At 64.1% G+C, this 20,901-nt stretch carries 14 protein-coding genes; 1 reads left to right on the top strand and 13 read right to left on the bottom strand.

From position 1 onward, the window contains the following. Nucleotides 1–31 precede the first annotated feature (31 nt). The 6 genes from ACRQEC_RS09450 to ACRQEC_RS09425 form a co-directional block, all read right to left on the bottom strand. Nucleotides 32–1,399, bottom strand: a complete 1,368-nt coding sequence (locus tag ACRQEC_RS09450) for a PFL family protein (RefSeq protein ID WP_284890543.1) — start codon at nucleotides 1,397–1,399, stop codon at nucleotides 32–34. A 170-nt stretch (nucleotides 1,400–1,569) separates the two neighbouring features. Then, nucleotides 1,570–1,836, bottom strand: coding sequence for an ACT domain-containing protein (locus ACRQEC_RS09445; protein WP_026429560.1), 267 nt, complete (start codon nucleotides 1,834–1,836; stop codon nucleotides 1,570–1,572). 137 nt (nucleotides 1,837–1,973) lie between these two features. After that, nucleotides 1,974–2,789: a DsbA family protein gene (locus ACRQEC_RS09440; protein WP_284890547.1), complete on the bottom strand. Its 816-nt coding sequence runs from the start codon at nucleotides 2,787–2,789 to the stop codon at nucleotides 1,974–1,976. Between the two features lie 227 nt (nucleotides 2,790–3,016). After that, complete coding sequence (ilvC, locus tag ACRQEC_RS09435; protein WP_284890549.1) at nucleotides 3,017–4,045, bottom strand: ketol-acid reductoisomerase; 1,029 nt, start codon at nucleotides 4,043–4,045, stop codon at nucleotides 3,017–3,019. 144 nt (nucleotides 4,046–4,189) lie between these two features. Further along, the gene (ilvN, locus tag ACRQEC_RS09430) at nucleotides 4,190–4,753 is read right to left on the bottom strand and encodes an acetolactate synthase small subunit (protein WP_026429557.1); all 564 of its coding nucleotides are present in this window, start codon (nucleotides 4,751–4,753) and stop codon (nucleotides 4,190–4,192) included. A 46-nt stretch (nucleotides 4,754–4,799) separates the two neighbouring features. Further along, complete coding sequence (locus ACRQEC_RS09425; RefSeq protein ID WP_284890567.1) at nucleotides 4,800–6,617, bottom strand: acetolactate synthase large subunit; 1,818 nt, start codon at nucleotides 6,615–6,617, stop codon at nucleotides 4,800–4,802. A gap of 308 nt (nucleotides 6,618–6,925) precedes the next feature. Here ACRQEC_RS09425 and ACRQEC_RS09420 point away from each other — a divergent pair, with 308 nt between their 5' ends. Further along, nucleotides 6,926–8,227, top strand: coding sequence for a threonine/serine exporter family protein (locus tag ACRQEC_RS09420; protein ID WP_284890550.1), 1,302 nt, complete (start codon nucleotides 6,926–6,928; stop codon nucleotides 8,225–8,227). A gap of 86 nt (nucleotides 8,228–8,313) precedes the next feature. On the opposite strand, the gene ilvD is transcribed toward ACRQEC_RS09420, so the two are convergent. The 7 genes from ilvD to ACRQEC_RS09385 all read right to left on the bottom strand — a co-directional run bounded on the left by ilvD (nucleotide 8,314) and on the right by ACRQEC_RS09385 (nucleotide 19,800). Next, nucleotides 8,314–10,158: a dihydroxy-acid dehydratase gene (ilvD, locus tag ACRQEC_RS09415; protein ID WP_284890552.1), complete on the bottom strand. Its 1,845-nt coding sequence runs from the start codon at nucleotides 10,156–10,158 to the stop codon at nucleotides 8,314–8,316. An 88-nt stretch (nucleotides 10,159–10,246) separates the two neighbouring features. Then, nucleotides 10,247–11,158 (bottom strand): ABC transporter ATP-binding protein, encoded by a 912-nt coding sequence (locus tag ACRQEC_RS09410; RefSeq protein WP_435730300.1) that lies wholly within the window; start codon nucleotides 11,156–11,158, stop codon nucleotides 10,247–10,249. Next, nucleotides 11,145–12,266: a FecCD family ABC transporter permease gene (locus ACRQEC_RS09405; protein ID WP_284890557.1), complete on the bottom strand. Its 1,122-nt coding sequence runs from the start codon at nucleotides 12,264–12,266 to the stop codon at nucleotides 11,145–11,147. The genes ACRQEC_RS09410 and ACRQEC_RS09405 overlap by 14 nt, the downstream gene beginning before the upstream one ends. A 33-nt stretch (nucleotides 12,267–12,299) precedes the next feature. Further along, a complete protein-coding gene (locus tag ACRQEC_RS09400; RefSeq protein ID WP_284890559.1) occupies nucleotides 12,300–14,129 on the bottom strand; it encodes an amino acid ABC transporter ATP-binding/permease protein in 1,830 nt (609 codons plus the stop codon). Beyond that, entirely contained in the window at nucleotides 14,113–15,987 is a 1,875-nt protein-coding gene (locus tag ACRQEC_RS09395) for an ATP-binding cassette domain-containing protein (protein WP_284890561.1), read from the bottom strand. The genes ACRQEC_RS09400 and ACRQEC_RS09395 overlap by 17 nt, the downstream gene beginning before the upstream one ends. Before the next feature lie 179 nt (nucleotides 15,988–16,166). After that, on the bottom strand, nucleotides 16,167–17,258 hold the full coding sequence (locus tag ACRQEC_RS09390; RefSeq protein ID WP_284890564.1) for a heme/hemin ABC transporter substrate-binding protein: 1,092 nt from the start codon (nucleotides 17,256–17,258) through the stop codon (nucleotides 16,167–16,169). Nucleotides 17,259–17,529: 271 nt separating this feature from the next. Next, the gene (locus ACRQEC_RS09385; protein WP_301575471.1) at nucleotides 17,530–19,800 is read right to left on the bottom strand and encodes a BspA family leucine-rich repeat surface protein; all 2,271 of its coding nucleotides are present in this window, start codon (nucleotides 19,798–19,800) and stop codon (nucleotides 17,530–17,532) included. Nucleotides 19,801–20,901 lie beyond the last annotated feature (1,101 nt).

The raw sequence follows: 20,901 nt of genomic DNA, 5'->3' as shown, positions 1-20,901 counted from the left end.
CGCGCAACCGCAGCCCCGCCGGAACCGCCGCCTAATTCTTGAATGCGTGTACCGGCGCCGGGATGGTGCCCCCGCGGGCGATGAAGGCCGCGCTGGAATAAGGGCTGACCGGCATGACCGGCGCACTGCCGAGCAGCCCGCCGAATTCCACGGTATCGCCTTCGCTCAAGCCCGTCGCGGGGATGACCCGCACGGCGGTGGTCTTGGAGTTCATGATGCCGATGGCGGCTTCGTCGGCGATCATGCCGGCGATGGTGGCGGCCGGGGTATCCCCAGGCACCGCGATCATATCCAGGCCCACCGAGCAAATCGCGGTCATGGCTTCGAGTTTGGCCAGGCTAATGGCGCCGAGCCGCGCGGCTTCGATCATGCCTTCGTCCTCGGAGACCGGGATGAAGGAACCGGAGAGCCCGCCCACGTGCGAGCAAGCCATGAGCCCGCCCTTCTTCACCGCGTCGTTGAGGAGGGCGAGGGCCGCGGTGGTGCCGTGGGCGCCGACGCGTTCCAGGCCCATGGCTTCCAGGGCCCGCGCCACCGAATCTCCCACTTCCGGCGTGGGAGCCAAAGAAAGATCAACAACCCCGAAGGGCACCCCGAGCCGCTGGGCGGCCAGCTGCCCCACCAACTCCCCCATGCGGGTGATCTTGAAAGCACTGCGCTTGATTTCTTCCGCGAGCTCGTCGAAGGAGGCGCCCTCCGCCGCCGTAATCGCCCGGGTAATAACGCCCGGCCCGGATACCCCTACAGACACCACGCAATCGGGCATTTCCACCCCGTGGAAAGCCCCGGCCATGAAGGGATTATCCCCCACCGAATTAGCAAAAACAACCAGCCGAGCAGCCCCGGAACCCTTATCCGTGCGAGCGGCGAGCTCGCAAATGGTCTCCCCCATGCGCGCCACCGCGCTCATATTAATTCCGGCCCGCGACGTCCCGATATTGACGGAGGAGCACACCACCGAGGTGGCGGCCAGCGCGGCGGGAATCGAATCGATAAGCGCCTCGTCCGCGCGCGTCATGCCCTTTTCCACCAGGGCGGAGAACCCACCCACGAAATCCACGCCGATCTCCCGGGCGCATTCATCGAGCATAACCGCCCACGGGGTGAGGTCTTTTTCCCCGCTTGCCGCGGCCACCATAGCAATTGGGGTCACGGAAATGCGCTTATTAATAATGGGGATGCCCAATTCCGCTTCGATTTCCTGGGCCACGGGCACCAGGCGCGCGGCCCGCTCCATAATGCGGGCGCGGGCCCGTTCGCGAGCGCGCTCGCCATCAGAATCCGCGCAGTCCAGCAGGGAAATACCCATGGTGACGGTGCGGATATCGAGGCGGTCCTCGCGAATCATCGCGAGGGTTTCTAGAATATTTTGGGCAGTGGGCTCACTGCTGGCATACATAAGTATTCTCCCGTTTTTATGCGCGTTCCCATGCACGTTGGTGTGCGTATTCCCGTGCATGCTATTGTGCGCGTTCTCGCTTCTGTGCGTGGTTCCCGCGGGCGCTGCTGTGCCGTTCGTGTGCGCCGGCCGGCTATAGGCACCGGACCGGCCCATTACACCGGCCGACCCTAGACGCGATGCATGGCGCGGAAAATGGAATCCGCCTGCACGTGGATTTCGAGTGCTTCCGCGGTGCCTAGCTCCGCCATGGCCTGCTGCACCTGGGTGATGGAGCTGCCCTCCGGGAGTGCCACTTCGAGGATCATGGTGAAGTACTCATCCATGAGGGTTTGCGTCACGTTGATGATATTCACTCCGAGGCGGGCGAGTTCAGCGGAGACGGCCGCAATAATTCCGGTGCGGTCCACTCCGGTCACAGTCATGATGGCTTTCATGGCCTCTATTGTGCCACGCCGCTACGACAGTTTTTTCTCCCGCTTCGCCCCGCGCGCGCCCACACACCTAGCACGCCGCATTACAACCGGGCAGCACCGCGCCCGCCGCACACCCAGCACCGCTCGCTATCGCCCACTTACTTCAGCGGCGCGAGGAATTGATCCAGGTTGCCGTTATTCGGGTCGCTCACCAGTTTCTCGTCAATAACAACGGCGGGAATGTACTTCATGCCGTCCGCGAGGAATTGTTCGCGCAGCTGCTTGAGGAGGGGGAGGTACTCATCCCCGGCCAGCGTGGTGCGCAAGCTTTCCAGTTGCGCCGCATCCAATCCCACCCGGGTGGCAAATTCTTCAATCAGAGCCGGATCGGGCTGCTGGCGCTGGGCACGGTCCACGTGCTTGACCACCGGGATGGAGCCTTCTTTGTAGAGCAACTCGTGGAAATCGAGGTATTTATCGGGGGCGTTAACGGCAAACCACACTTCGGCCTGCTCCCCCTTGACGCTGTAGGGCGATTCCTCGAAGCGCATATTCGGGTGGTAGACCAGGGTGATCTTCCCGTCTTTGGCCATTTGGATGAGTTCTTCGCCGTGGTCGCGCACCAGGTCATTGCACCAAGGGCACCAGTAATCGGAGTACACCCGCACCACCGGCTTGCCTTCATTGACGCTTCCGGCTACCCCGTCAGCCCCGATGGGAATGCCGCCCCATTGATCGAGGGGCGCCGGGATTTTCTCCGTCACCACATTGGCGCCGCGCTGGATGGGCACTAAATGAGCGGGTTCTTTAGTTGCGCTCGGAGTTGCGCTGGCGGTGGGCCCGCTGGGCGCCATCGTACTATCTGTGGTGGCGGCCACGGTAGGTTTCACCCCCGGTGCGTCCGAAGTATCGGTGCAGGCAGCAAGGCCGAAGGCCAGTACCCCGAGGAAAGCGAAAGCGGAACGACGACGCATCTGCGGCCTTTCTCCCAACAGAACTGAACTCATGCAAACCGGCCCACCCGCGGTACCTCGCCGCGAGCGGGCCGGCTAACTGGCGCTCATCCTAGCCGCCCCACCTGGGAACGGCAACAACGGTGGTCACGTCGCGCGCCCACAGCGCGCACGGTTTCGCGCACCGTCACGCACCGTCGCGAGCGCACCGTGCACGCGCCGTCACGAACGCACCGTGGTCACGTCGCTTAGCGCGCCGTCTGGCCGTCGGTGTAGTCGGCGTCCACGTCGGTATTCCACGCGAACATGGAACGCACCTCGCGCCCGGTGGCCTCCAGCGGGTGGCGCTCGTGTTCGGCGCGCAGCTTCTTAAATTCGGGGGCGCCGGCATCCTGGTCGTCAATGAAACGCTTGGCGAAGGAACCGTTCTGGATATCGGCCAGCACGTCCTTCATATGTTCCTTGACATCCGGGGTGATCACGCGCGGGCCGGACACATAATCGCCGTATTCGGCCGTATCCGAGCAGGACCAGCGCTGCTTGGTCAGCCCGCCTTCGTTAATGAGATCAACGATGAGCTTGAGTTCGTGGCACACCTCAAAGTAGGCCATTTCCGGCTGGTACCCGGCTTCCACCAGGGTCTCGAAACCGTAGGTGATGAGCTGGGAAACCCCGCCGCACAGCACGGTCTGCTCGCCGAAGAGATCCGTTTCGGTCTCTTCCTTGAAGGTGGTCTTGATGGCACCGGCGCGGGTGCCGCCGATCGCCGCGGCGTAGGACAGCGCCACGTCCCAGGCCTGCCCGGAGGCGTCCTGTTCCACGCAGACGAGCACCGGCACCCCGCGGCCGTCTTCGTACTGGCGGCGCACCGTATGCCCCGGGCCCTTCGGCGCCACCATGCACACATCGTGGCCGCTGGCGGGCTTGATGTAGCCGTAGTGAATATTGAAACCGTGGGCGAAGAACACCGCGGCGTCGGCCTTGAGATTCGGTTCGATTTCCGCGGCCCACAGCCCGCGCTGGGTCTGGTCCGGCACCAGAATCATCACGACGTCCGCTTCCTTGGTGGCATCGGCCACGGAGCGCACCGTCAGGCCCTGCTCCTGCGCTTTCGCCACGGAGCTGGAGCCTTCGCGCAGGCCCACCACCACGTCCACACCGGAATCGCGCAGGTTGAGCGCGTGGGCGTGCCCCTGCGACCCGTAGCCAATAATGGCAACCTTCTTCGACTGGATGAGGGACAGATCGGCATCGGCATCATGGAAAATTTCTGCCATGGTTTTCTCCTTTTGTTGGGTCGGGGCCAGGCCCCACGGTTGTCGTTGTCTCGGTTTCGGTTTCGTTGCGGTCACGGCGCCGCGTTGCGTGCGGGCCCGTATTAAGTACGACGACGCCACCAGCGGGCCGCGCGCCGCTCTAGCTTAGATGCGCCCGCGGGCAAGCTCCTCCGGGAAGTTGCCCGGGTCTCCCGCCATATCGGCGGTGACGCGTTCGGAAAGCGAATGCGCTCCGCGCCCGAGCGCCACGGTTCCCGACTGCACAATTTCCCGGATCCCGTAGGGTTCCAGGGCGGTGAGCAGGGCGCCGATCTTGCGGTCGGAGCCGGTGGCTTCAATGGTGACGGCATCCGGCACCATATCCACCACGTGGGCGCGGAAAAGATCCACCACCTGCACCACGTGGGAGCGGGTCGTATCATCAGCGCCCACTTTAATGAGGACGAGGCGGCGCAGCACCGCTTCCTCACTGTCCAATTCCACGATTTTGATGACGTTGACCAGCTTATTGAGCTGTTTGGCCACCTGTTCGAGGGGTTGCACCGCGGCATCAACCACCACGGTGATACGCGAGAGCGCCGGGTTTTCCGTTTCTCCCACGGCGAGCGAATGAATATTGAACGCGCGGCGGGCGAAGAGCCCGGCCACCCGCGTGAGCACTCCGGGTTTATTCTCCACCAGTACGGAGAGCGTGTGGCGCTGCGGCATTGTTATCCTTCCTTTCGTGGCGGCTCGAGCGGCGAAAATGCGCTACTCACGCGAAGTTCTCATCCACTTCGGGGCGCAGCCCCTTGGCGTACATAATCTCATCATTGGATACCCCGGCGGCAACCATCGGCCACACTTCCGCATCCGGTGAGGTAATAAAGTCAATAACGACGGGGCGGTCATTGATCTCCATGGCGCGCTGGATGGCGGTGTCGACGTCGTCCTTCTTCTCCACGCGCCAGGCTGCGCAATCATAGGCCTCGGCAAGTTTGACGAAATCGGGGATACGGCGGGTATTATTCCCGGTTTCCAGGTCGGTGAAGGAATAGCGCCCCTCGTAGAAGAGGGTCTGCCACTGGCGCACCATCCCCAGCGAAGAGTTATTAATAACAGCCACTTTGATATTGATGTTATTGAGGCGGCAGGTGGCCAGTTCCTGATTGGTCATCTGGAAGGAGCCATCGCCGTCGATCACCCATACGGTGCGTTCGGGCTGGCCCACTTTCGCGCCCATACCTGCCGGGATACCGTAGCCCATGGTGCCCGCTCCCCCGGAGGAGAGCCAGCGGTGCGGATGCTCGAAGTGCAAGAATTGCGAGGCCCACATTTGGTGCTGGCCCACCCCGGTCACCCAGATGGTGTCTTCACTTCCGGCCACGGCGCCCAGGCGCTCGATCACGTATTGCGGGGAGACGAGGCCATCCTCCGTGGGCGTGTAGCCGGCCGGGTAGGTTTCCCGCAGGCGGTTGAGGTAGCCCCACCAGGGTTCCAGATTCGCTTCCCCGTACTGGGCGCGGGCCGCGCGCACCTCCGCGAGGAGTGCGGGAACGGATTGCGCCAAATCCCCGATAATCGCCACGTCCGCGCTGCGGTTCTTGGATACTTCGGCCGGGTCAATATCGAGGTGGATAACTTTCGCCTTCGGCGCGAAACCGTCCAGGGCCCCGGTCACGCGGTCATCGAAACGCGCGCCCAGCGCCACGATGAGATCGCTGCGCTGGAGGGATCCCACCGCGGGAACGGTGCCGTGCATTCCCGGCATCCCCAGGTTATGGGGATGGGAATCGGGTACGGTGCCGCGGGCCGGCAGGGTGGTGACCACCGGCGCGCCGGTGAGGTCGCTCAGTTCGGTGACCTCGCGGGAAACCCGGGCGCGCACCGCCCCTCCCCCCACGTAGAGCACGGGGCGGGAGGCGGTGGCAATAAGCCGGGCAGCTTCGCGTACCGCGGCGGAATCCGGCTGGCTGGCCGGGCGGTATCCGGGCAGGTCCAAGCGCGGGGGCCACACAAATTCTGTTTCTTGGTTCTGCGCGGATTTCGCGATATCCACGAGGACGGGGCCGGGGCGCCCGCTCGCCGCCAAGTAAAAAGCTTCGGCCAGGCGGGCCGGAATATCATCGGCATCGGTGACGAGGAAAGAATGCTTGACCATGGGCATGGTGGCACCCACGATATCGGCTTCCTGGAAGGCATCGGTTCCGATGGCCGCCGCTCCCACCTGGCCGGTGATGGCCACCAGCGGGACCGAATCCATATTGGCATCAAGCAGCGGGGTGACGAGGTTGGTAGCCCCCGGCCCGGAGGTGGCCATTACCACGCCCACGCGCCCGGTGGCCAGCGCGTAGCCTTCGGCGGCGTGCCCGCCGCCCTGTTCGTGGCGCACCAGGATATGGCGGGGAGAATCGCTATCGTACATCGGGTCGTAGGTGGGCAAAATAGCTCCGCCGGGCAGCCCGAAGACGACATCAACACCGAGTTCCGCTAAGGTGCGGACAATGGCGCGGGCGCCGTCCATTTTTTCGCGGATCTCACCGGGATGGTCCCGGTGGGACGCGGCCGACGCGCTCATCGCGGATGCATTCATCTCGGATGCGGCCATGGTTCCTCCTTCAACCTGGTTCACCTGGTTCTTCGGGCCTGTTCTTCTTGCGTTACCGAGCGGGGTGCAAGCGTGGTGGTTGGCGCATAAAAAATCCCCTCACGTGAGGGGAGCGCGCAACCGGTGGTGCGCGCTACCTCACTACGATAATAAGAAGAATCTGAGCCATGCCCTTCAGACTACCGGAGCGCGGTCCCCGAGCGCTAAAAACATCAATCTGTCTCACATCGTGGATTTCGGTTTCATTGTTCGGACAGTTTTCCGTGGTTTTTCGGGAAGCGTACTCTAGACGCGTGACCTTTTCGCACCGGCCGCCCGCCCCGCAGCACCCGAGCCACCTGCGCTACGCCGCACGGGCTGTTTTGCGCGCCGGCTTACTCCTCCTTGCCAGTGGCGCCTCCGCGTATCGGGTCAAGCACTCCATGGAGCGCACCGCCCACGCCCTGGGAATCCGCACCACCCACGCCGCGGTCTCCTTCACGGAGATCACGGTTACGTGCTACGGCTACGGGGATGTGTGCACCCTCACCGGGGAGCAGCGCGCGCTCGGCGTGAATGCCGCCCGTATTGACGCGCTTATTGTGGCTATCGATGCCCTCCCGCCCGGCTCCACTCCCGCGCAGGTCACGAGCGTTCTCGATGAGGCGATTGCGCGGGCCCGCAGCTATCCGGCCTGGGTGCTGGCGCTGGTGTCCGGGCTGGCCTGCGCCTGTTTCTGTTTCCTCAACCGGGGCGGGGTGGTGGAATGCGCCGCGGTCTTCTTCGCGGCGAGCGTGGGGCAGGCGGCGCGCGGCTGGCTGGCCCGCCGCCTCGTCAATCATTTCGGGATTTGGTTCCTGGTGGGGGCGCTGGCCGCGCTGCTCTACCTGACCACGGTAGGCGTTGCTGAGGCGTGTTGGGATATCGCGGTGGTGCACGAAGCCGGGGTGGTTTCCGCCCTCCTCTTCCTCATTCCCGGTTTCCCGCTGGTCACCGCGATGCTCGATACGATTCGCGCTGATTTTTCCGCCGGGCTCACCCGCGGGGCCTATGTCACCATGCTCATGCTGGCCGCCGGGATGGCGGTCTGGGTGGTCACCGTTATTTTCAGTACGGATATTGCCCCGCATGCCGCCTACGTGATCCCCGAGCCGTGGCTGGCCCTGGCGCGCGGTGCCGCCACCTTCGTGGCATCCTACGGTTTCGCCATGCTTTTTACCGCGGAGCAGGGCGCCGCGCTGCTGGCCGGTGCCATCGGCGCGATTGTCAATGCCGCGCGCCTGACCGCCCAGGATGCCGGTTTCTATAATGTGGCCGCGGTTTTCCTCGCGGCCCTCGGGGCCGGGGTGCTCGCCCACCTACTCACTCGCCGTACCCGTTTTTCCCGGGTCTCGCTGAGCGTGCCGGCCGTCGTCGTCATGATTCCCGGGGTGGTATTTTTCCGCGGCCTGCACGCCATTAATGCCGGGCAGATCGCCCAGGCAGCCGGCGCGCTCACCAATGTGGTTCTGGTGATCTGCGCGGTAGGTGCCGGGGTGGCGGCCGCGCGCATGATCACCGACCGGCACTGGCTCATGGAACCACCCCACGAACTCAGCCCGGCCTTCGACGAGTAGCTAATAGCGGGCCGGGGCCCGCGCACGGCAGCGTGGAGGCACCGGCCCGCGAACCCACGGCCGCGGCCCGTGCGCGCGCCGGGCTCCTAATCCACCCGGCCGTCCACCACCCGCACCGCCCCGCGATCCGCCGAGGTGGTCATCATGGCGTAGGCCCGCAACGCCTTGGAAACATGCCGGTCCCGCTTCTCCGGGCGCCAGGGCAGCTCCCCCATCTGGGCGCGCCGCTCAGCCAGTTCTTCTTCGGACACATCCATGGCGAGCAACCGGGTGGGCACGTCGATAATAATATGATCACCTTCGCACAGCAGCGCAATATTGCCGCCAGCGGCTGCCTCCGGGGACACGTGCCCGATGGACAGGCCCGACGTTCCCCCGGAAAAACGCCCGTCGGTAATGAGCCCGCACACCTTCCCGAGCCCCAGACCCTTGAGGTAGGAGGTGGGATACAGCATTTCTTGCATCCCGGGCCCGCCCTTGGGGCCCTCGTAGCGGATCACCACAATATCGCCCGGTTCCACCGCTTTGGACAAAATAAGTTCGACGGCGGCCTCTTGGGAATCGACCACCCGGGCCCGCCCTTCGAAATGGAAAAGCTCTTCGCTAATCCCGGCCGTTTTAATAACCGCACCGTCCTCGGCAAGGTTCCCGCGCAGTACACACAGCCCACCGTCCTTGGTGTAGGCGTGGTCAGCGCTGCGAATACAGCCGTGCTCCCCGTCCAGATCCGGGCTTTCCCAAGTGGAATCCTGCGAAAATGCGCGGGTGGTGCGCACGTTCCCCGGCGCGGCACTGAAAAGATCACGGGCCTGCTCGGAGGGCGCCACCCCGCGAATATCCCAGGTTTCCAGCCAGGATTTCAGGTCATCGGAATGCACCGAGTGCACCGAATCATCGAGCATCCCCGCCCGGTACATTTCCCCGAGCAGCGCCGGGATCCCGCCGGCGCGGTGGAAATCCTGAATATGGAATTCGGTGGAATTCGGGGCGAGCTTGACCATGCAGGGCACCCGCCGTGAAAGCGCATCAATATCCGCGAGCGTGAAATCTACATGCCCTTCCTGGGCGATGGCCAAAATATGAAGCACAGTATTGGTGGAGCCGCCCATGGCCACATCCATGGACATGGCGTTGGTAAAAGCCGCTTTCGTCATAATATTGCGCGGCAGCACGCTGGCGTCGTCGTCGTTATAAAAACGTTTCGTGAGCGCGACGATGCGTTTCCCGGCCTCTTCGAAAAGCCGGCGGCGTCGGGTGGCGGTGGCGAGGGTGGAACCGTTGCCGGGGAGGGACATGCCCAGCGCTTCGGTCAGGCAATTCATGGAATTTGCGGTGAACATGCCCGAGCAGGAACCGCAGGTGGGGCAGGCGTTTTCTTCCACGCGCGCGAGCTCATCGTCCGTGATGGAATCGTCCACGGCCAGGGCCATGGCGTCGATCAGGTCAATATTATGATCAACGACGCCTTCCACCGGTTTGCCCGCCTCCATGGGACCGCCGGACACAAAAATAGTGGGAATATTCAGGCGCATGGCCGCGATGAGCATACCGGGCGTAATTTTATCGCAATTAGAAATGCAGACGAGGGCGTCCACGGTATGCGCATTGCACATATATTCGATGGAGTCGGCAATAATTTCGCGGCTGGGCAGCGAGTAAAGCATGCCCTCGTGACCCATGGCGATGCCGTCGTCCACGGCAATGGTATTAAATTCGCGCGCCACCCCGCCGTTCGCCTGGATGACGTCCGCCACGATTTTCCCGACGTTGCGCAGATGCACGTGCCCGGGAACGAATTGGGTGAAGGAATTAGCGATGGCAATAATCGGTTTTCCGAAATCTTCCGAGCCCATCCCGGTGGCGCGCCAGAGTGCCCGCGCCCCGGCCATATTCCGGCCTGTTGTTGAGGTTGCCGATCGCAGCTGCGCCATTATTCCCCTTCGTATCGTGTGTTGTGGTGGCGGGCGGTGCCGCCGTGATCTTTAGTCTAGCTGTGTCCACGTAGTGAGAATTGCTTTCTCACTTTGCGGACGTGGTTGCGGTGGTAGGAACGACGACGATGGTCCCATCCCGCAGCGTCTCCACTCGGATCGGCCATTCGTACACCCGGGTGAGTAGCTCAGAGGTGAGTACCTGGCGCGGGGTGCCGGCCGCTTCCACCCGGCCGTGGCGCAAGAGGACCACGTCATCGCAGAGCGCGCCGGCCAGTTGAATATCGTGCAGCACGGCGACGACGGTGTGCCCGCCGGCCGCCAGGCGCCGGCACAGCTCGAGGAGGCGCTGCTGGTGGGAAATATCGAGGGCGGCGGTCGGCTCATCGAGGAGCACCACCCCGGCGCGCTGGGCGAGCACCCGCGCGAAGGTCACGCGGGCCTGTTCGCCGCCCGAGAGGCGGGTGACATCGCGGTCCTGGAGGTGGGTGACGTCGGCGGCGCGCAGGGCGGCGTCGATAATGGCGGCATCCGCGGCCCTGCCGTTGCCGGCCCCGTTCTGGGTGTTGGCGCTTGCGCCTGCCGCCCCGTTCCCACGCCCGGCACCGTTGCCCCGTGCTGCGCCGCCGCCTCGCCCGGCCCCGTTCCCGGATCCGAGGCCCATGGCCACCAGGTCGCGCACCAGGTAGGCGAAGGGGAAGGTGGAGTTTTGCGGCATGACGGCGCGCAGGCGCGCCAGCTCCCGCCAGGAAAGGGAGGTGACGGAGGTGGCGCCGATGCGCACGTTCCCGGAGGTGGGGCTGAGGTCGCCGGCCAGCAGGGAAAGCAGGGTGGATTTTCCGGTGCCATTGGGGCCGAGCACCCCGAGGACGCGCCCGGGGCGTGCGGTGATGCTGACGTCGTGGAGAACCCGGTGGGTGCCGTAGGCGAAATTGAGGTGCTCGGCGCGAAGCGCCCCGGCCGGCCCGCCCACCGCGGAGAAGAGATCAACCACGGGCACCTCGCAGGTTCTTGCGCAGCAGGATGAAGAAGGTGGGGCCGCCCACCAGCGCCGTGAAGATTCCGATGGGGAGTTCCGCGAAGGGCACGAGGGTGCGGGCCGCGAGGTCGGCGTAGGTGAGGAGCACCGCCCCGCCCAGGAGCGCGGCGGGGATGAGCATCCGATTCATGGGGCCCATGAGAAGGCGCAGCACGTGCGGAACAATGAGGCCCACGAAGCCGATCACGCCGGCGAAGCACACGGCGGCGGCGGTGAGGATGGCGGTGAGCACGATGGCGGCGGCGCGCAGGGCGGCGACGTTCACGCCCACGTGTCCGGCTTCGCGCTCCCCCAGGCTGAGCAGGTCGAGGCGGCCGGCCAGCGCGAGGGCGCCAAGGATGCCGATGCCAACCACCGCGCCCACCACGGCGACCTGGAACCAGGAGGCCCCGGCCAGCGATCCCATCTGCCAGAACACGATTTGTTCGCGGGCATTGGTATCGGCCAGGTAGGTGGCGATGGAGGTGAGGGCGGAGGCCACCGCGGTCACGGCGATGCCGGTAAGCACCAGGGTGAGAGTTTCGGCGCGTCCGTGCGAGCGCGCCAGCAGGTAGACGGTGGCGGAGGTGACAAGCCCGGCGGCGAAGGCCCCCAGCGGTACCGAGAACCCGCCCAGGGCTCCGGGAACAAAGACCATGGTGAGGGCGGCTCCGAAAGCGCATCCGGAGGACACCCCGATAATTCCCGGTTCGGCCAGCGGATTGGAGAAAACCGCCTGCATGACGGCGCCGGCCACCGCGAGCGCCCCGCCCACCAGGACACCTAAGCAGATGCGGGGGAAGCGAATATTCCAGAGCGCCGCCATGACGAGGGGGTCTTCCGGGGGCGCAGCCAGCCCGAAGCGGGCGGCAACGGCCCGCGCTACATCCCCCACGGTGACGGGGAATTGGCCCAGGTGTGCGGAGAGGAGCATGCCCAGAGCGAGGAGTACGGTGAGGATGAGGAAAGTCCAGAAGCGCCGGTGGCGGCGTGCTTTTATGCCGGCGGGCAGGGTCGGCGCCGTTGGCGCGCCGGGCACCGCGGGGAGCGCGGTGGCCGCGTGCCCCTGGTTGCCGCGCTGTCCACTCATCCTGTCTATCTTGCCTTAATGTTGTACGGAGCGCTAATGGCGCGGCGCAGTACCGTTCTCCCGCACCGCTTCCCGCACCCGCGCTTCGGTGACTTCAGCGGGAGGGCCGGCCAGCACCAGGCGCCCACCGGAGAGCACCGCCACAGTATCGGCTTCGCGCACCGCATCAAGACGATGGCTCACTTCAATAAGGGTGGCTTCGGGCAGGGCGGCACGCAGATTGGCGCGGATGCGCACTTCAAGTTCGCTATTGAGGGCCGCGGCGAATTCATCAAGGATGAGGACGGCCGGGTGCATAAGCACGGCGCGGGCCAGGCACAGGCGCTGCACCTGCCCGCCCGAGAGCGCATATCCGGTGGGCCGCCCGTGCGAGGTACCGCCTCCCACCCGGGTATTCAATCCTTCCGGCATGGCCCGCACATCGCTATCTAGCCCGGCTACGGCTAGGGCGCGCCACAGCTCAGTTTCGGTGGCCTTCGGTACTCCGAGCCGCAGGTTATCGGCGATGGTCCCGGCCACGATCTGGCTCTTTTGGGACACCCCCACCACGCAGGCGTGTAGCGAAGAGACGTTGAGGTCCGTGGTGGGAATCCCGCCGATGCGCACCGTCCCGGACGTCGGATCATCGTAGCGTTCCAGCAGATGCACCAGGGTGGATTTACCCGAGCCGGAACGCCCGGCCAGCACCGTGTGGGAGCCGGCGGGAATGCGCAGGCTCACCCCGCGCAGCACTTCACGCTCGCGTTCCGGGTAGGTGTAGTGGACGTTGTCGAATTCCACGGAGAGCCCGCGTTCGGGCATGAGGATCCCGGGGCCGTCCGGGCACGGCTGGGGCGCGTGCGCGAGGGCATAAATGCGCCGCGCGGCCGCCAGCGACGCATCGAGGGACGACGCCGCATCTTCGAGAGCCTGGGGCCCTTCCCATACCCGCAACGCCGCCACCGCGCCGGCCGCCGCGAGCGGCAGCGAGATACTCGGATCGCTCACTCCCACCGCGATAATCCACGCCGCGCTCATCCCGGCGGCAATAATATTCGCCCCGCGACGCAGCCCGGCCACCCAGGCCGGGAAAGATCCACCGGTGGCGACTTTCGCCCCCAGGGCCGCTGTTTCTTCCACCCGGTCGACGGTGCGGCCGAAGACGAGCACATCTTCGAGGCCGTAGAGCGAATCGGTTACGTGCGCGGCCAGATCGGCGCGGGCGGCGAGTTGCGCCGTCGTCGCATCAATTGCACGCCGGGTACCCGCGTACGGAATCACGGCGAGGGCGAGCGCCGCGGCCACGGCCGGCAGCGCCATCGCGTTCCACCCGAGCAGCGCGCCGCCCACCAGCAGCGCGGCGGGGGTGAGCACGTAGGCGCAGACCACCGGGGCCACCGTATGGGCGTAGACCACTTCGATGCGGTCAATATCGCGGGTGAGGGAGGCGACGATATCCCCCGAACGCGAGCGCGCCATAATCCCGGGGGCCTTGGGCCACAGGCTGGCAAAAACGCGGGTGCGCAGCAGCTCGAGGGCCCGGAAAGCCACGTAGTGCCCGGTGAATTGTTCGAGGTAGCGCAGGGCGGCTTTGAGGAGCGCGAGGAGGGCCACAGCCCAGAGGAAGCCCGCTCCCCCGCCGCTGCTCACGGCCGCCACCATCCCGTAGGTCGCCACCGCGAACAGCCCAATATCGGCCACCTGACCGGCGGCCCGGCATAGGGTGGAGAGGGCGAGCGGGCCGTGCACGGGGCGGGTGAGGGAGAGCAGCCAGCGCAGCACGGTGCGCAGCCCCGGCGCGGCGCCGTCAGCCTCGCGCGCGCCATTCCCGCACCGCACGGCGCCATTGCTCTCACGCGCGGCATTATTACTCGGCGTGGACATCGCTGACCTCCTCGAGAATTCCGTCGCGGACCCGCACCACCCGGTCCGCCAGCGCCGCCAAGGCGGGACGGTGCGTGACCATAACAAGCGTGTACTCGGGGCCCAGCCCCGCCAACGCCGCGCAAATCCGATCTTCGGATTCGAGGTCGACCTGCGCGGTGGGCTCGTCGAGCAGCAGCAGGGTCCGCCCGGCCAAAAACGCCCGCGCCAGGGAGATGCGCTGCGCCTGCCCGCCGGAAATCAAGGCGGAATCCTCCCCGAGGTAGGTATCGAGCCCTTCCGGCATGCGTGCCACGTCCTCGGCGACCTGGGCGCGCCGCAGGGCCTCCCACATCTGCTCCGCGGTAGCATCCGGGCGCGCCAGACGCAGGTTATCTGCGAGGCTTCCGGTAAACATCCACGTTGTTTGGGCGACGACGGCGCTGCGCGCGCGCAACTGCGCCAGGTCACCGCTCTCAGCATCCACGTGGATCGCGCCAATCTGCACGCTCCCGGCTTGCGGGCGCAGGGCTCCGCGCAGCAGCGCGAGCAGGGTGGATTTCCCGGCTCCGCTCACTCCCACAATCGCGAGGCGTTCCCCGCGCGCCACGCGCAGATTCGCCGAGGTTAGCACCTCTTCACGCCCGTAATTCACCGCGGCGTTATTCACGGTGATGAGCGGGGCGGCGCTGGCAGGCGGGGTGGCGCCGTCGCTCTCCGCCGCACCTGAATCCTCAACGATGCTGGGAGCCGCAGCTGCGCCGTCGTGCAATATACGCGGAGAGATGGCGAGGTACCGGGTGATGGCTTTTTGGGCGGCGCGCCCGCCCATCCCGATGTAGAAGAAGCCGGCTACCTGCGAGAGTGGTTCGAGGAGCACCACCGCGAGGAGGGCCACGGCGAGGGCTTGCCACGGAGCGAGTTGCGCGGCGCGGGCGGTGGTGAGCCCGGCGGTCAGGCAGATGAGGAGGAGTCCGACCAGGCCGTCCATCACGATAATGACGATTTGGTTGCCGGCCAGCATCCGCATAATGGCGCGGCGGTTGGCTTCGCCGCGGCGGGCCAGGTCGGCTTCGGTGCGTTCCCCGGCGTTAAAGAGGCGGATGGTGGTCATATTGCGGATGGCGTCGAGGTAGCTATCCACGAGGGTGTCGCGCGCGCGGCGCGATTCGGTGGAGGCACGGCGGAAGAACCGGAAGAAGAGGCCGATGCCGGCGGGGATAAGCGGGAGGGCGGCCATCACGCCGAAGCCGATCACCGGGTCGATGGCGATGCCGATAAAGGCGAGGGTGAGGAACGGGGCGAGCAGCGCGCCGATGGTGGTGCCCACGTAGCCCTGCCGGTAGTTGGTGATGCGTTCGACGCTATCGGTGAGGAGCGGGAGGAGCCGCCCGGCGGTATAGGGCGTGGGGGTGCCGGTGCGGGCGAGCGTGAAGGTGCGTTCGAGGAGCCGACCGCGTAGCCGGCGTTCCTCCGCGCGGGCCGCCCCGGTGCTGCCCACTCGTTCGGCTACCGCGCAGGCGGCGGCGAGGGCGAAGAAGCCGGCCGCGAGCCAAAGGTGGCCGGTATTCAGCGGTGCCGCGGTGCCACCCGGTACGCCGGCAGCTGGAGCCGAGCTACCGAGCAGCTCCTGACTACCCAAAAACCCCGCGCTGGCGCGGGCCGCCGTCACGTACCCGGCAATAATCGCCGCGATGGTGGCCAGGCGCAGGCAGGCCGCGATGAGTGCGGCGCGGCGCCCGGGTGCGGAAATCGGATCCGCCCCGCGCGGGCCAGGGCGCTGCCGCGAGCTGGGGCCTTGTGCCGACCGGGCGGCATGCCCGGCTGGCGAAGAATGCGGATGTCCCTCGCGCGAGCTGGGGCGCTGGGCCACGGTCATCCTCTCACTGTCCTTTCGTACTTTCCCTTCGTGCTGTGCTACCGCGGGCACACTACCGCTCGCGTTTCCCACGCCGCGTGGCGTGTTCCCTCTACTTGCCGGAGATGTGTTCCCGCCGCTGCCGGCGTGGTGCCGCTACGTGCCGGCAATGCGCTCCCACCGCTGCCGGCATGGTGCCGCTACTGGGCAGTGTAAAGCGCCTGGCCCATCGCGCGAATAAGATCGCCACTTTGCGGACCGAATCCGAGGGAAAGATTATCGGGGATGGCGAGCACGCGCTGTTTCTTACCGGCGTCGGTTTGCGAGATCCCGGGTTGCCCTTCGAGCGCCTCAATCCCGCCGAGCGCGCCCAGCCCATTGGTCATCACGATAATAACTTCCGGGTTGGCAACGAGCAGCGCTTCCTGGCTGGCGGGCCTGGCCTTGGTGACTCCCGCCTCCCCGGCCATATCGCGCCCGCCCACCGCGTCAATCACGTCGCTGGCGCCCGATTCGCTCCCGAGCAGCATAAACAGCCCGGCCTGGGGGCGAATATTGAGGAAGACCATCCGCAGCGGGTCGGCCGGGGCCAGCTGGGCGACGTCGATCCGCGCCTGCGCGATGGATTGGGAAATCTGGGCGGCCAGTTCTTCACCCGCCTGCCCGGCTCCCACGGCGCGGGCGACTTCCGCCGCGCGAGCGGGCGCGTCGTCGAACTTTGTTGCACGCGTCAGCCGCACCACCGGAATACCGGATGCTTCGAGTTGCGCGAGAGCACCTTCGGCCCCGCGGATAGTGCCGTCGGTGAGGATCAGGGTCGGGGCGAGGCGCAGTACTGCCTCAGCGTTCACGCTGTGCCCACTCTCGGTGACCACCGGCACGTCCGCGAGGCTCGGCTCGGTATCGGATACGGTGCGGCCCGCGATGGTGTTGCCCAGCCCGAGGGCGATGAGCGTTTGCGAGATCGCGGCGGACATATCGAGGGTCACCACTCGCGAAGCATCGGTCACGGTCACTTTCGCGCCGCTGGCGTCCGTGATGGTGACGGGAAGGTTGACGGCGGCGGGCTGCGCCGGATGCGGTTCGGGGAGCGGATCGACGGTCACCATTCCGGTGAGGCAGCGTGGATCGGGCACGGCTACCGCGGTGGTGGCGGGCGCGGATGCTTGCGCTTCAGCGGCCGGTGCGGATGCGGCGCCTTCCTTCGGGGAATTCCCTTCGGTTTTCCCGGTGGTTCCGCAGGCGCCCAGGGCGAATGCGAGCACCGCGCACAGCGCTCCCCAACGTTTCATTCTTACCTCCATTTCGCGTGTACCTAAGGTACGACGGCGCAGCTAGCCCCCGCGAGCAACCCGCGTGCATGTCGCTATCCGAAGGCGGCGTGCCGATCATGTATCGGACGGTACCACACCCTTACGACAAGGTTGAGCCCTGGCGACGCATCCGCCCAATTGTCGCTATGTGAGCCGATCCGGCTAGCCGCACATAAACGGGCCCCGCTCACGAAACGGAGCGGGGCCCTTGCCCGGCTAGAAGACGACGTAGCCGGAGCGTCACGAGAATTTAGCGGCGTACCGCCGGGGTATCGATGCCATCTCCATCCCAGTCACCGATGTAAAGGGTGTCAGAAACCCGCCCGTAGGCCAGGACCCGATCAGCATCACCAGGCGTCAGAGAGTTCTTCACGTAGATGGTATTGCCGCGGCGCACCGCGAAAGTATCTACGCCGTCACCATCGAAATCCCCCAGGAGGGTCGTGTCACCGTCCCGCCCGTAGGAGAAGACGCTATCGGCCACACCCGAGGCAATGCTGTTCTTGACGTAGTACATATTGCCGCGGCGTACCGCAAAGGTATCCACGCCGTCACCATCGAAGTCACCGGTGTAGACGGCATCATTGGCACGCCCGTAGTAGATAACTTGGTCGGCAGCCCCGCTGTGCAGCGAGTTGAGGACATGGTAAGCATTCCCGCGGCGTACCGCGAAAGTATCCTTACCGTCCCCGTCGAAATCACCGACGACGATCTCGTCGCTCGCGCGGCCGTAGGAGAAGACGTGATCAGCCTGGCCTCCCTGCACGGAGTTCTTTACGTACAGAATGTTTCCGCGGCGCACCGCAAAGGTATCCACGCCGTCACCATCCCAGTCCCCAACGAGCACCTGGTCACCGGCGCGACCGTAAGAGAACATATGCTCAGCAACCGTGGAAGTCCAGTTATTCGAAACGTAGAACATATTGCCGGTGTTCGGAACGGACGGAGTCGGCTTCGGTGCCGGTGGGGTGACTTCGTGAGCTGTTACCGTTAACGAAGAATCCTCAAATGTGATTCCGTACCCCGCCGCACATTCGGCTTTGACTTTCACGCTTCCTTGGGTGATCGGATATTCACCGGGTTTAGTTTCCGCGGTGTACGTCAGAGCAGGTTGGCCTTCCAGACACGTCGAGAATCCTTCGGGATTGGTCGTGAGCTCCAGGCTAGGCGCCGGGCTCCCCTCCACGACGCTCAATGGCGCAACCGTGACTCCCACCATCATGTTCGGGCGCACGTAGTACACCGCATCATCGCGAAGTGTATCGGCGATACTGAAGAGTTCGTTAGCGTTCTGTCCCATGACCGCTTCTGATCTCAGTGGAAGCGGAACGTCAGCAGATTCGCTCTCTTCCACGATATTAAAGGGAACGTCTTTCTGGAACTTAAAGTTATTTGTCCCCTGCGCAAGTGCTTTCACTTGGCGACCGGTGAGTCTAATGACCGCGGGTGAGCTCGTCGCGAAAACTGAATCAAGCGAGGCAGGAAGGGTGCCCCAGTTTGCAATATCGAGGAACTGCGCGAAGTTATCCATCTCAAACATCTGGTTGATATCGGTTACTTTACCCATATTCCATTTTGAGACATCGGGATTCGCGGAGACAGCAACAGCAAACATGCTATTCATATTTGTAACGTTGCCAGTATCCCAATTGGCGACGTTCGGCTGAGCCACAAAAGCCCATGTGAACATCCTGCTCATGTCTGTAACATTCCCGGTATGCCATTTCGAGACATCGGGATTCGCCTTTGTGGCATTAGCAAACATGGAGCTCATATTCGTGACATTGCTGGTATCCCAGTCGGCAACGTTTGGATTAGCTGAGCTTGCGTCCTCGAACATACTTGCCATTGTGGTGACGTTGCCGGTCTTCCACTTCGACGTATCGGGGTTTGCCATAGAAGCACTCGCGAACATCGAGCTCATATTCGTGACATTGCTGGTATCCCAGCTGGCTACATTCGGGTTGGCCGACTTCGCGCCCTTGAACATACTTGCCATTGTGGTGACGTTCCCGGTATCCCAGTTCGAAACGTCTGGGTTCGCTTGCTTGGCATGAGCAAACATGGAGTCCATGTCTGTCACCTTGCTGGTGTCCCAATTCGCAACGTTCGGGTTAGCCGATTCTGCACTCCAAAACATATTTGCCATTGTGGTGACGTTGCCGGTCTTCCACGCCGTCACATCAGGGTTGGCACGTGTGGCTTGGTAGAACATATCACTCATATTTGTCACATTCGAGGTGTCCCAGCCGGTTACGACTGGATTCGCCGAGGTGGCATCTCGGAACATAGAGTGCATGTCGGTGACTTTTCCGGTGTTCCACCTAGAGACATCCGGATCGGCGCTCGTTGCATGGAGGAACATGCTGTTCATATCGGTAACGTTTCGAGTATCCCAATTGGCCACGTTGGGATTCGCCTTTGCAGCACCGTTGAACATTGCCATCATCGTTGTAGCCTTGCTGGTATCAATGCCCTTCTCTGGGAATTGGATATCAGCAGCGGCGCATTGACTAAACAAAATGCTTGAATACTGCGGGAATGAGATTGTCTTATCCGCGTCCGGCTTGAAAATAATCCGGTTCGCCGGTGCAGTATTATTCTCGCAATGTGGCTTTTTAATCGTTAGCCATTGTTCGCGGTCGAGTTCACCATAACCCGAGACGGTCAGAGTTCCAGAAAGAGCATCCCACGTTGCGGTGAGATGCTCGCCTGCAGGCGCAGAATAATCGGAGCTTCCGTCAGCACCATTCGGACCTATTTCCGACGCGAAGCTAGCGGAAGCAAGACCCCCCCCCCGCACATGACGGCGAGCGTAGCTGTGACAGCCGCTGCGCGTTTTCTAATATTCAACACGGCGTAGCCTTCCTGTGATCAAGCTCCTTGCTTGAGCACAATATCGGTCGCCACGCCTAGTTCCCATTTGCGTGGCGCAACCAACGAAAGTCACAACTACGTGACTTCCTTGAACTACTTTAAATCAAAGTAGTTCACCGCGTCTAGATTATGCAAAAACCTATTCGTCGGGCTATAGGACAAAATGTGTTGGTTACGATACCGTAGATATCCCTAGATTTAGCCCGCCGCGCAGGCCCCGACCCGAGTCGTACTCCCGTGCGTACGCCGTTTCCTGCGCCCCGCACCGTTCGCATATGCAGCGGATTGGCCCTCGCCAGGGTCCACCGTTAAGCGTGCGAATCCGTTGCTTTGCGGGTCATACGGCGGCGGACGCCCTCCCCGCGTACCCTGGGTGCGTGGGGGCGGCCAAACGCTTGTATACGCGGACGACGGCGCGCTTTGCGTACGCGCAGGGCTTGGGAGAGTGCTGAGCGGGAAAATGGGTGGAAAGCAGATCTTCAATCCGGGCTTTTCCGCGTCAGAATGCGGGAAAGTCTGGGTTAAACCAACACGTTTTGTCCATCCAAAAACTCGAGTCAAACCGAGTTTGAACCCGACTTTAGCCTGCTAGCAAGCCGAAAAGTCCCGATAAAACCAACACCAAGTGTCCTATAGGCCTATTCACTGTGGCCTTGTGGGTTAAACACGTGTGTGGGGTGCCAGCCCCAACAGGACTAACACCCCACACAATACAAAAGCATGGCGGCAGTGACCTACTCTCCCA

This window comes from Actinotignum saccati, from assembly GCF_051265055.1.
Lineage (GTDB): Bacteria > Actinomycetota > Actinomycetes > Actinomycetales > Actinomycetaceae > Actinotignum.
This window is presented reverse-complemented; position numbering and strand designations above follow the sequence as displayed.